This is a genomic window from Neorhizobium alkalisoli, assembly GCF_007829835.1.
Classification (GTDB): Bacteria; Pseudomonadota; Alphaproteobacteria; order Rhizobiales; family Rhizobiaceae; genus Neorhizobium.
Genome location: NZ_VIWP01000010.1, coordinates 25631 through 37350 on the forward strand (window position 1 = coordinate 25631; position 11720 = coordinate 37350).

Annotated in this window: 10 protein-coding genes; 3 read left to right on the forward strand and 7 right to left on the reverse strand. The window is 61.8% G+C overall.

The genetic code is table 11. The features are described from left to right. Window positions 1-2: 2 nt before the first annotated feature. Window positions 3-1019, reverse strand: coding sequence for a 1-aminocyclopropane-1-carboxylate deaminase/D-cysteine desulfhydrase (locus FHW37_RS26785; protein WP_145641961.1), 1017 nt, complete (start codon window positions 1017-1019; stop codon window positions 3-5). A gap of 169 nt (window positions 1020-1188) precedes the next feature. On the opposite strand from FHW37_RS26785, the gene FHW37_RS26790 reads away from it, so the two are divergent. The 3 genes from FHW37_RS26790 to FHW37_RS26800 are packed head-to-tail and all read left to right on the forward strand — an operon-like array spanning window position 1189 to window position 5110. Then, window positions 1189-3033, forward strand: coding sequence for an ABC transporter ATP-binding protein (locus FHW37_RS26790; RefSeq protein WP_145641963.1), 1845 nt, complete (start codon window positions 1189-1191; stop codon window positions 3031-3033). Between the two features lie 30 nt (window positions 3034-3063). Continuing rightward, window positions 3064-3759 carry an SDR family NAD(P)-dependent oxidoreductase gene (locus FHW37_RS26795; protein ID WP_186458416.1) on the forward strand — a complete coding sequence of 232 codons (696 nt, stop codon included), beginning with the start codon at window positions 3064-3066 and terminating at the stop codon, window positions 3757-3759. 1 nt (window position 3760) lies between these two features. After that, window positions 3761-5110: an NAD(P)/FAD-dependent oxidoreductase gene (locus tag FHW37_RS26800; protein WP_145641965.1), complete on the forward strand. Its 1350-nt coding sequence runs from the start codon at window positions 3761-3763 to the stop codon at window positions 5108-5110. Here the strand turns inward: FHW37_RS26800 and FHW37_RS26805 are convergent. Genes FHW37_RS26805 through FHW37_RS26830 form a run of 6 tightly spaced genes read right to left on the reverse strand, consistent with a single transcriptional unit; the run spans window position 5107 to window position 11546 of the window. Further along, complete coding sequence (locus FHW37_RS26805; protein WP_145641967.1) at window positions 5107-5928, reverse strand: sulfurtransferase; 822 nt, start codon at window positions 5926-5928, stop codon at window positions 5107-5109. The genes FHW37_RS26800 and FHW37_RS26805 overlap by 4 nt on opposite strands. Window positions 5929-5957: 29 nt before the next feature. Continuing rightward, window positions 5958-6947 (reverse strand): ornithine cyclodeaminase, encoded by a 990-nt coding sequence (locus FHW37_RS26810; RefSeq protein ID WP_145641969.1) that lies wholly within the window; start codon window positions 6945-6947, stop codon window positions 5958-5960. Beyond that, entirely contained in the window at window positions 6944-8293 is a 1350-nt protein-coding gene (locus FHW37_RS26815; RefSeq protein WP_145641971.1) for a M20/M25/M40 family metallo-hydrolase, read from the reverse strand. Before FHW37_RS26815 ends, FHW37_RS26810 begins: the two co-directional genes overlap by 4 nt. Then, entirely contained in the window at window positions 8290-9210 is a 921-nt protein-coding gene (locus FHW37_RS26820) for an ABC transporter permease (RefSeq protein ID WP_145641973.1), read from the reverse strand. Before FHW37_RS26820 ends, FHW37_RS26815 begins: the two co-directional genes overlap by 4 nt. Before the next feature lie 2 nt (window positions 9211-9212). Next, window positions 9213-10052, reverse strand: a complete 840-nt coding sequence (locus FHW37_RS26825) for an ABC transporter permease (protein WP_145641975.1) — start codon at window positions 10050-10052, stop codon at window positions 9213-9215. A gap of 6 nt (window positions 10053-10058) precedes the next feature. Next, on the reverse strand, window positions 10059-11546 hold the full coding sequence (locus FHW37_RS26830; protein ID WP_145641977.1) for an ABC transporter substrate-binding protein: 1488 nt from the start codon (window positions 11544-11546) through the stop codon (window positions 10059-10061). Window positions 11547-11720 lie beyond the last annotated feature (174 nt).

An 11720-nucleotide genomic window follows, 5' to 3' on the forward strand; every position in this document is an offset into this window, starting at 1 on the left:
GTTCAGCCCGCCGTGGCGTTGGAAAGATCACTTGTGAGCAGGCCGGCATAGGGGTAGAGCGCCGGTGATCCACCGCAATGGATGAAGAGAACCGAGCTTCCCTTGCCGATCGAACCCTTTTCGACACAGCCGATAATGCCGGCGAAGGCCTTGCCGGTATAGACCGGATCGAGAAGCACGCCCTCGCTCTTGCCTGCAAGCTTGATTGCCGCATTGCCGTCTTCCGACGGGATCGAATAACCGGGACCGATATAGTCGTTCTCGATGCGGATCTCGTCCGCCGTCCAGCGCTTCTCGTAAGCGAGAAGCTCGGCCGCGGCATTTGCCATGACGGCAATGCGCTCGCTGAACGGGACGGCGCTGCCGGTCACCGCGATGCCGACCACTTCCGTCTTCGGCATGAACATGGCGCAGCCGACATGCAGGCCGGCCAGCGTGCCGCCCGATCCGACGGGGGCGACGATGTAATCCGGCGTGGCAGTGCCGGAGGCGGCATATTGCTCGGCGAGTTCCTTGACAGCATTGACATAGCCCATGGCGCCGAGTGCCGAGGCGCCGCCGAGCGGGATGATGTAGGCCTTCTCGCCGCGGGCTTCTGCCTCATCCGCATGGTGCTGCATGCGTGGGTTGATCTCGGTGAAATAGGCGTCCGGATCAAGGAAATCGATGTCCGCGCCGAACAGATGGTCGAGCAGAAGATTGCCCTGATAGAGATCCGGGCGGTTGCCGCGCAGGACGAGGATCGGCTTCATGCCGAATTTCCGGGCCGCGGCGGCGGTCATGCGGGCATGGTTGGACTGGTGACCGCCGGTCGTAATCAGCACCTTGACGCCCTGCGCCACCGCGTCTGCCATCAGATATTCAAGCTTGCGAACCTTGTTGCCACCGCCGCCGAAGCCGGTGAAATCGTCGCGCTTGACGGAGAGCGAGATGCCAAGTTCCGCGCTCAGCCGCTCCAGCTTTTCGATCGGTGTCGGCAGGAAGCCGAGGGAGAGGCGGGGGATGTCTTCAAGCTTCATGAAATGATCCTCGTTTTCGAGCGCAGCGCATCGGAGGGCTTGGTCGCTCACTATGGATATATCATATATCCTATATCAGCGCTGGCAAGATGCTTTTATTTGTGGCATGCAACATAATGAGGCAGAGATGTCCTCGACCGCCTTCTGACGACCCCCGAAAGGATTTGACATGGCTGAGCCCGTGATCAGCGTTTCCGGCTTGAAAACATCATTCCGCAGGAAAGGCCTGTGGCTGCCGGTCGTGCACGATGTCTCGTTCGAGGTTGCTGCCGGTGAAACGGTCGCTCTGGTCGGGGAGAGCGGATCGGGCAAAAGCGTCACGGCCATGTCGGTAATGCGGCTCTACCAGCCAGATACATGCCGCATTGAAGGCGAAGTCAGGCTCGAAGGGCAAAACCTTCTGACGCTGCCGGAACGGAAGATGCATGACATCCGCGGCAACCGGATCGCGATGATCTTTCAGGAGCCGATGACCAGCCTCAATCCGTCGCTGACGATCGGCGACCAGATTTCCGAAGTGCTCGTTGCCCATCGCGGCCTTTCCTTCGGCGCGGCCGCCAAGGAGACGCTGGGGCTGATGGAAAAGGTCCGTATCCCGTCGGCGGCCAAGCGCATGGAGGAATATCCGCATCAGCTGTCCGGCGGCATGCGCCAGCGCATCATGATCGCCATGGCGCTCGCCTGCCGTCCGCGGCTCCTGATCGCCGACGAGCCGACCACGGCCTTGGACGTGACGATCCAGGCGCAGATCCTCGAACTGATCAAGCTGTTGCAGGAAGAAGAGGGAATGGGCGTCCTCTTCATCACCCACGACATGGGCGTCGTCGCCGAGATCGCCGACCGTACGATCGTCATGTACAAGGGAGAAGCGATCGAACGCGGAGAGACCGAGCAGGTTTTCGCCGACCCTCAGCGTGCCTATACGAAAGCGCTGCTATCGGCCGTGCCGAAACTCGGCTCCATGACCGGTGAGGCAGGCCCCGCGCGTTTCCCGCTGATCGATGTCGAAAGCGGCGAGCCCGTTGCCATGCCGCCGGTCGAGGACACCGTGTCGATAAAGCCCGAACCTCTCCTGCAGGTCCGCGATCTCGTCACCCGTTTCGATATTGGCGGCGGCTTTCTGGGCTCGACGTCCGGCCGCGTTCATGCGGTGGAAAATATCTCTTTCGATCTGAAGGCCGGCGAAACGCTGGCTCTGGTCGGAGAGAGTGGTTGCGGAAAATCGACCACGGGCCGTACGATCATGCGGCTGCTCGACGCCAATTCGGGGTCGGTAAAGCTCGATGGCAAGGAACTTCTCGACCTTTCCAGCCAGCAGATGCGCGACATGCGCCGGCATATCCAGATGATCTTTCAGGATCCGTTCGCCTCGCTCAATCCGCGTATCGAGGTGGGCGATGCGATTGCCGAGCCGCTGCTTGCCCATAATATCGCCTCGGGCAAAAAGGACGCTCGAGATCGGGTGGCTGAGCTAATGGTCAAGGTCGGGTTGCAGCCGGACATGGCAAGCCGCTTCCCGCACGAATTTTCCGGCGGCCAGCGGCAGCGTATCTGCATCGCCCGCGCGCTTGCCATGGCGCCGCAGGTGATCGTTGCGGACGAGGCCGTGTCGGCGCTCGACGTGTCGATCAAGGCGCAGGTGATCAACCTGATGCTCGATCTGCAGGAAAGCATGGGCCTTGCCTATCTGTTCATCTCCCACGACATGGCCGTGGTCGAGCGGATGAGCCATCGCGTCGCGGTCATGTATCTCGGCGAGATCGTCGAGATCGGCCCGCGTCAGTCGATTTTCGAGAACCCGCAGCATCCCTATACGCGACGGCTACTGGAGGCCGTACCGATCCCCGATCCGACCCGCCGTGGCATCCGCCGAGGTCTCAGCAATGACGAGATCAAGAGCCCCGTCAGGCCCTTGTCCTATGTCGCGCCGAAGCGGGAGTATCGCGAAGTATCGCCAGGCCACCTGGTTCAGGTCTTCGGCGATGAATGGGGTAATGCCGCAGTTGCGGCCTGAAGCTTGGGAAAGGGGTCAGGGAACGTGTCGATGCAGAACCGGGTTGCAATGATCAGCGGTGCCTCACGCGGCATTGGCGCCGCCATTGCGGAAAAACTCCTGGCCGAAGGCTGGGCCGTCAGCCTCGGTGTTCGGACGCCTGAAACATCGACGTTCGTCGGAAATCCGAACGCCTTGGTCTGCCGTTTCGATGCGCTCGATCCGGCAAGCGAACGGAGCTGGGTCTACCAGACGATCGCCCATTTCGGCCGGCTGGACGGGCTGGTGCACAATGCGGGCATGATGATCCCGAAAACCGTGCTGGAGGCGGAAGACGCGGATTTCGACATGATCTTCAACGTCAACGTCAAATCGCCGATGCGCCTTTCCCAACTCGCATGGCCGCATCTGGAAAAGGCGGCCGCAGGCCGTGTCGTGACCGTCGCGTCGCTTTCCGGCAAGCGGGTCAAATCGGCGGGCTCGGGTCTTTATGCCATGTCGAAATTTGCGGTGGTTGCTCTAGGTCATGGCCTTCGCCAATGCGGCAAGGACAGTGGCGTTCGTTCGACGGTCATCTGCCCGAGCTTTGTCGCAACCGATATGGGAAATGCGCTCGCCAATCGCGACAGCGCGGAATTGACCCAGCCGGAAGATATTGCCCGGATCGTGCATATGGTTCTCGAACTTCCCAAGACGGCGAGCATTGCCGAAATTCCTGTGCATTTCAGCGTGGAAGACTGCTACTGACATGAACGCCCCCCTCATTCATCGCGGCCCGGCGATCACGGCGGTCGCGAATTCGCCAAAACTTCCCAAAAGCGTCGATGTGGCGATCGTCGGCGGCGGCATTATCGGCGTTTCCACCGCCTTCTTCCTGGCCCGGCAAGGCATCCGCGTCGCACTTCTCGAAAAGGGCGAGATCGGCGGCGAGCAATCCGGCCGCAACTGGGGCTGGGTCCGGCTTGCGGGTCGCGATCTGCGCGAACTGCCGTTGATGCTGCAATCCCATGCCATATGGGACACGCTGCGCCAGGAAACCGGTTTCGATGTCGGATATCGCCGGCGCGGTATTCTTTACGCGGCAAAAACGCCCGAAGCACGCGATCGCCACCGGCGCTGGGCGGCTGCAGCGCGCGAATTCGGCATCGATGCCCGAAGCCTCGACCCTTCGCAGGTCGCCGGTTTCGTGCAGGGCCTCAACCGTATGGTGTTCGGCGGTATGTACGTGCCGGAAGATGCCGGCGCGGAGCCACAGCTCGCAGCCCCTGCCATCGCATCCGCGGCACAAGCGGCGGGCGCCTTCCTCTTTCAGCAATGCGCCGTACGTGGTCTCGATATCGAGGCGGGCAAGGTTGCCGGCGTGGTGACCGAGAACGGCCGGATGAAGGCCTCGACGGTGATCGTCGCCGGCGGTGCCTGGTCGTCGCATTTGCTCTCGCGCCATGGCGTGCGTCTGCCGCAACTCAGAGTGCTCTCCTCGGTGATGCGCACGGCACCGCTCGAGACCAGTATCGAACCCGCAATGGGCTTTTCGGATTTCTCCATCCGCAAGCGGCTTGATGGCGGTTATACCGTCGCGTCCTCGGCCACCAGCCTCGTCGATATCGTGCCGAACAGCTTTCGTTTCTTCCGGGAGTTCATGCCGGCCTTCCGGCTGGAGCGGAAATCGCTGAAGCTGCGTTTCGGCAAGCCGTTTTTCGACGAACTGGTCGCATACAGGCATCGGCCGTTCGATGAGAAAAGCATTTACGAAACCATCCGGGTTCTCGATCCGACGCAGGATGCGGAGCTGCTGGCCGGTGTCGAGGCCTATATGCGAGCCGGCATTCCGGCTTTCCGCGACGTGCCGATCGTACAGAAATGGGGCGGCATGATCGATACCACGCCGGATGTGATCCCGGTCATCTCGAAAGTCGAGGCGCTGCCGGGCCTTGTGATCGGCACCGGCTTTTCGGGCCATGGTTTCGGCATTGGTCCGGGGGCGGGACGATTGCTGTCTGAGATCGCCACCGGCAGCACCCCTTGCGTCGATCCGGCCCCGTTCCGTTTCTCACGCTTCAGCGACGGAAGCCCGATCGAAATCCAGAGCTGGCTTTAGACTTCCTCGGCCGGGCCGATCTCCAGCGGCAGGGCGGCATTGCCCGCCCATTCATGCCAGGATCCGACATAGATCTTCACCTTGTCGTAGCCAGCAAGCTTCAGGCCATAAAGCGCGGTCGCGGCGCGAGCGCCGCGGTGGCAATAGGTAATGATTTCGCGATCCGGCGACAGGCCGGCCTTTTCGGCGATCTCACGGATCTCGGCGGCAGGCCGGTATTTCCCGTCCTTCAGCATGTCCTCGTAGAATGCGAAATGCGAATGGGGAATGCGGCCCGGACGTGCGCAGCAGGGATGCAGGAACGTTCCTTCAAATTCCGCCTTCCGGCGGACGTCGAAGACGTCGGCATCGTGATCCGCATGATTCAGCACCTCTTGCGTGGAGGCGACGAGAGAACGATCGAACCGGAAGCCACCGGTGTTCGATTGTGCAATGACTTCTGGCAGGCCAATTCCTGACGCGGTACCACCTCCTGCAGCCTTCCACGCCTGAATTCCGCCATCAAGGACCAACCCGCCTTTCAAGCCGACGAACTCATAGAACCATAGGCCGCGTGGTGAAATCATGCCGGTCTGCTCCTCGAAGAACACCGGGATGCGGTCGCCGCCGAGACCTAGCCGGTCGAAAGATTCGCGCGCGCCCGCAGCCATGCCGGCAATTCCAGCCTCGTCGCTTTCCGGAATGAAGTAGTCATAGACGTTGAGACTGATCGCGCCCGGAATGGTTGCTTCGCGCCAGACTGCTTCGGGGCGGACATCGACCGGAACGAGCCTGCCTTCCGGCAGCGTGCGGATGAGTTCGGCGGCGGTGATGATCATGGCCGGTTCCTTGTCTTCGTCTTTATGGATCAGATTGAAGGCAGCAGCGTGCCGATATACATCGCCGCGGCGCTGCGCAGAATGCGGGCGGCAAAGGCGATATCGAAGACGTTGAGCCCGAAACTCGAGAAGTAGAGCGACGCGTCGGCCTGTGGCTTCCAGCCATCCAGAAGGATGGCTGGAAGGTCCGCCGCCACACGCTCGGCCGAAAACTGCCCGGCGCGATACATCTGGAATAGGCTCTTGGCGCTCTTGTTCGCGAAATCGCCCCAGAGATCGACGGTGACGATATCTGTCGCCGCGATCGTCTCGAACATGACTTCGTGAAAGCCGATCTGCATGATCAGCCTGCCGGGCCTCACCACCGAGGCGTCGATGAATGGCTGGGGCGCCGAAGTGCAGCAGATGACGACATCGACGTTCGCGATCGCATCGGCCAGATTGGCATGCGGCACCAGCCGCGTTGCCGCCGCTGTGGCGGCGGCCTGTTCTATCAACGTATCGAGATGGGCACGCGTGCGGTTCCAGAGATGGATCGCCTCGATCTCCGGAAACAGCGCCAGCAGCATGTCGAGATGCGACTGCGCATGCTGGCCGGCACCGAGAAGGGCAACCGATCTGATTCCGCCGGCTTTCAGCGCGCGTATCGCCGCTGCGGAGACGGCGGCGGTCCGCATGCGGGTGAGAAGGGCGCTTTCGACGCTGCCGACAGGCGCGCCATCGGCAAGGCGGTTGATGATGGTCGTGCTGCTGATACTCGGCAGGTCGCCGATCGGTTCGGCGCGGTGCACGGTCCACTTCAGGCCCGCCGCATCATAATCGCCGCCGACAAAGGCCGGCAGGCCATAGGCCTTGTTGCGGGGATCCATGCCAAGCGGCATGACGCTTTCGGCGACCATGCCTGCCCGGCCATCGCGCAGGAGCCGGATTGTCGCGTGCACGTCCTCGACGGCGGCCGTCCAGTCAAGAGCGCCGGCCTCGATCGCGTCGGTGCGGGAAAGGTGGCGGATCGTGGTCATGCCGCACTACCCTCGCTGCCCATGAGGTCGAGCCATGTCGCGATCGACTGGATGAAGCGGCGGAACCCTTCGAGCGTCATGAATTCGTCGATCCCATGCGCATTGCCGCCACGGCCGGCACCGGCGAGCAGAAAGGATTCCGCATGAGGCGCAAAGGCATAAGCTGGCGCTGCCCCGATCGCCCACGGCCAGATCTGCGGCACGGTTTTGGCGGTGGTCTCGTAGCTTTTCAGCAGAGCCGAAACGCCGGGCGCGCTCGCGGCAAAACGAAAGCCCGGATAGCTGTCCGCGACGTTCAGAACCGCGCCGGGCGCGGCGTCCAGCGCTTTACGGTATTCTGCAAGAAAATCGGAAGGATCGAGGGATGGCGGCGTACGCAGTTCGAAACCGGCGCGTGCGCCATGCGGGATCACGCCGTCCGAACCGAGTGGCAGGCTTTCCAGGCTCGATATGTTGAAGGACGCCGTGGACAGCACGTGTTCGAGCAGGGTCCGGGCATCGCCGTTCAGCGAAAAAGTCTCGGTCTTGCGAAAGCGCAGCTCGGCCTTGGGATCGAAAGCCGCGGCCAATGTGGTGACGATGCCGGTCGCCTCGTCGTCGATCGCAATTTTCGCGAGTTCGCCGGTTGGCGGCTTGCCGATCAGGGACAATGCTTCGACCAGGCGGCTCGCGGGATTGGCGATCCATGGCGCATTGCTGGAATGAATGGCCGCCTTCGGCCCGCCCCACGCACCGCCATCGACGCGGACCTCGCCCTTGGCAATGCCTGAAAAGCCGAGATAGACGCGTGGCGGCCCGCCGCCATATTCGCAGAAGGACGGAAAGATCGCCGATGCGCTTTTTCGAACGGTGCAGGCCGGATCGGCGAGATAGTCGCGCATCGCGCCGCTGCCGCTCTCTTCCTCGCCATCGACGAGGATCTCGACATTGACGCGCAGCCTGCCGGCATCCGCCAGCGCCTTGACGGCAAAAAGCATGCCGGCGAGCGGTCCCTTGTTGTTTTCGGCGCCGCGGGCAACGAAGCTTTCGCCAATGCCGTCGAGATCGACGATGCCGCCCTTGAACGGAGCAACCGACCAGCTATCCGGCGTGGCCGGCATCACGTCATACATATTGTAGAGGATGACCGTCACCGGTGCCCCGACATCGAGGCGGGCGTGAATGACGGGCGGGCGGCCACGCGACGATGCCGAGGAGACGATCGAGGCGCCGAGTTCCGTTTTCAGCCAGTCGATGACGGCATCGGCCTGCTTCTGAAGTTCCGGTGTATCGCCCTTGACCGATGGAATGGCGCACCATTGCCGCGTCAGGTCGAGAGCCGCGTCGAAAATGGCGTCGGAGATCACAGCCTGATCCTCGGGTTCAGCCAGACATAGGCGAGATCGACGAGGAAGTTGACGATGACGAAGACGGCCGCGGCAAACAGGACGACCGCCTGTACGACTGGAAAATCGCGGTTCTGGATCGCCTCGACGGCAAGCCGCCCGATCCCCGGCCATGCGAAAATGATCTCGGTGACCAGCGCGCCGCCGAGAAGCGACGCGAAATACATGCCCTGTACGGTGATGACCGGGATCAGCGCGTTTCGCAGCGCGTGATGGACGATGATCCGCCACGAGGAAATGCCTTTGGCACGGGCGGTGCGGATATAGTTCTCTCCGAGGACCTCGATCAGGCTGGCGCGCACCAGCCGGGTAATCGCGCTGAGATAATAGGCGCCCAGTGCAATCGACGGCATGATCAGATGCACTGCCGAGCCGATGCCGCTTGACGGCAGCCAGCGCAGTTTCAGCGAGAACAGGATGATCAGCAGCAATGCCAGCCAGAAGACGGGAATGGCCTGGCCGAGCAGCGAGATGATGCGGATGGCGAAATCGATCGCGCTGTTCTTGCGGACCGCGGCGATCGTGCCGAGCAGGAAGCCGAGAAGCGAGCTCCAGAGAAGCGCCGTCATTGCGAGAAGGGCCGTCGCCGGCAGGCGCTCAATCAGGAGATCGAGTGCAGGGCGCTGGAAGCGCAACGAGGTTCCCAGTTCGCCGGTGACAGCACTTGCCAGAAAGCGGCCGTACTGGATCCAGATCGGATCGTTGAAACCCATCGCCTGACGAAAGGCTTCGAGTTCTTCGCGCGAGGCATCGGGCGACATCATCATCGCAGCCGGATCGCCGGTCAGAAACAGCGCGAAGAAGACGATGGCCGAGACGCCGAACATGACGACGAGGCCTTGCAGCGCGCGTCCGGTGATAAAGCTCAGGGTCTTCATGGTTATGTGTTCCTGCTGTCGGCACGCCGCACGAGCCAGTCGCCGATCAGATTGCAGCCGATCACCAGCGCGCCGATGACGAGGCCCGGATAAAGCACCAGCCAGTTGGCGAGCAGGATGAAGGAGCGTCCTTCACCGATCAGGTTGCCGAGCGTCGGGGTCGGTGGCTGGACGCCGAGACCGAGAAAGCCGACCGAGGCTTCCAGAATGATCAGGCGCGGCAGGTCGAGCGTCATCAGGACCGTGATCGGGCCGACGATGTTCGGCAAGACATGGCGAAAGATGATGACCATGTCCGACAGGCCGATCGAGCGCGAGGCGTCGATATATTCCAGCTCGCGGATTTCCAGCGTCTTTGCGCGCGCGACACGGGCAAACACCGCCCAGCCGGTGACGCCGAGCACGACGACCAGATTTCCCATGCTCGGGCCAATGACGGCGACGATCAGGAGAATGAGGAGAATGAACGGGATGGCGAGCTGCACATCGACGGCGCGCATGATGATGATGTCGAACCAGCCGCGGTAATAACCGGCGATCATGCCGAGCGTCGTGCCGAGCACGACCGAGATCACGGAAGCGGCCAGAACGATCGACAGCGAAATCGCCGTGCCGAGCCCCAGCCGGGCGAGGAGATCCCGCCCGAGCTGGTCGGTTCCCAGCGGATGGAACTCTCCGCCGATGACGGAGAGCGGTGGCTTGAATGTCGCGGTGAGGGTGCCGCGCACCGGATCGATCGGCCACAGGAGTGGCACGAAGACGCAGAGCGCCAGAACCGCAACCAGAAGGAAACCGGCGAACATTGCGTCCGCGTTTTCCCTGACATTCCAGAACCGTGTCATGCTGAATTACTGCTTCTTGATGTCGAAGATCGGGATACGCGCATCCGGACGGCCCTCGAAAGTGACCGACTTTGCCTTACCGTAAAGCGCGTCTTCCTGATAGAGCGGGATGACTGGGACCTGTTCTGCGGCGAGATCCTGGATCTGGGTGAGAACCGCCGAGCGCTTGGCCGGATCGACGATCGAGCGGCTTTCGTCGAGCAGCTTGTCCATTGCCGGGATCGAGGCCGTCGAATAGGGTTCGCCGGTCTTGAAGATCGCGTAGACGGCGGCATCCGCATCGAGCGTCTGGGTCGAGCCCCAGCCGAGCATGAAGATCGGCCCCTTGCGCGGAACCTGCTGGGTATAGACCGACCAGTCGAGAACTTCCTGATCGACCTTGACGCCGATATCGCCGAACTGCTGGGCGATCGCCTGGGCGACTTCGCCATCCTTCATGTAGCGATGGGTGGACTGCATCTTGATCGAAAAGCCGTTCGGCAGGCCGGCCTCAGTAAGCAGGGCCTTCGCCTTCTTCGGATCGAACGGGGTGACCGGCATGTCCTTGTAGCCGAAATCGGCGGCGCCGACCTGGGTGCCGCGCGGCGAGGCCATGCCCTGCAGGATGTTCGTGACGATCGACTGACGATCGATCGCCATGTTGAGCGCCTGACGAACCTTGACGTTGTCGAGCGGCTTTTCGCTCATGACGAGGCCAAGATAGATGGTGAGGCCGCCGTTCTTGACCTGGACGAGATCGGCATCGGGGCTTGCCTTGACCATCGGTGCGATATCGACGGGCACGTTTTCGATCAGGTCGACTTCGCCGGTCAGAAGTGCGGTGATGCGGGCGGTGCCGTCCGGAATCGCACGCCAGGTGACCTTGTCGATCGACGGTGCACCGCGCCAGTAATCCTTGTTGGCCTGCAGGATGACATGCTGGTCCGGAACGAATTCGACGAACTTGTAGGGACCCGTGCCGACCGGCTTGCGGGCGAAGACGTCATTGCCGACTTCCTTCACGTATTTCGGCGGGACGATATAGGCGGGATAACGGCTCATGCGGGTCGGCAGAAGCGGATCGGCGCCCTTGGTCTTGATGCGGACGGTCATCGGGTCGACGATCGAGACACTGTCGATCGTGCGGATATAGGATACGGTCGGCGACTTGGCCGCCGGATCGAGGACACGGTCGATGGTGAACTTGACGGCTTCGGCATCCATCGGCTCGCCATTGTGGAACTTGACGCCGGGACGCAGCTTGAATTCCCAGGTCGTGTCGTCGATCGCGGTCCAGGAGGTCGCAAGGCCTGCAACGAGCTTCATGTCCTTGTCGCGCATGACGAGCGTGTCGAAAATATTGTCGACGATGGTCGCGCTTTCCTTGAGGAAGCCGGGATCCATGGCGGTGGTGGAGGCGCCGCGTCCGACCACGAGATCGGCTGCATTGGCAATCGCCGTGGTGACGGGCAGGAGCATGGATGCCGCAAGGGCTAAAGCAGCAAGTTTTTTCATGGGGCCTTCACTTCCTCTGGAGTTGGTATTTGTTATTCCTTGTCACGGTCCTCGTGCCGGATACGCAAAAGGCTTGTGAATGATGTGAAGATATATGATATATTCTGTGTGGGCAAGATATAGGCAATTTCGAATCCGTGATAAAAAACGAGCATTTTTTCCAAGGGCGAGGGT

Coding starts and splice junctions, on each gene's coding strand:
- FHW37_RS26785 (WP_145641961.1), bottom strand. CDS start 1,019: ATGAAGCTTGAAGACATCCCCCGCCTCTCCCTCGGCTTCCTGCCGACA.
- FHW37_RS26790 (WP_145641963.1), top strand. CDS start 1,189: ATGGCTGAGCCCGTGATCAGCGTTTCCGGCTTGAAAACATCATTCCGC.
- FHW37_RS26795 (WP_186458416.1), top strand. CDS start 3,064: ATGCAGAACCGGGTTGCAATGATCAGCGGTGCCTCACGCGGCATTGGC.
- FHW37_RS26800 (WP_145641965.1), top strand. CDS start 3,761: ATGAACGCCCCCCTCATTCATCGCGGCCCGGCGATCACGGCGGTCGCG.
- FHW37_RS26805 (WP_145641967.1), bottom strand. CDS start 5,928: ATGATCATCACCGCCGCCGAACTCATCCGCACGCTGCCGGAAGGCAGG.
- FHW37_RS26810 (WP_145641969.1), bottom strand. CDS start 6,947: ATGACCACGATCCGCCACCTTTCCCGCACCGACGCGATCGAGGCCGGC.
- FHW37_RS26820 (WP_145641973.1), bottom strand. CDS start 9,210: ATGAAGACCCTGAGCTTTATCACCGGACGCGCGCTGCAAGGCCTCGTC.
- FHW37_RS26825 (WP_145641975.1), bottom strand. CDS start 10,052: ATGACACGGTTCTGGAATGTCAGGGAAAACGCGGACGCAATGTTCGCC.
- FHW37_RS26830 (WP_145641977.1), bottom strand. CDS start 11,546: ATGAAAAAACTTGCTGCTTTAGCCCTTGCGGCATCCATGCTCCTGCCC.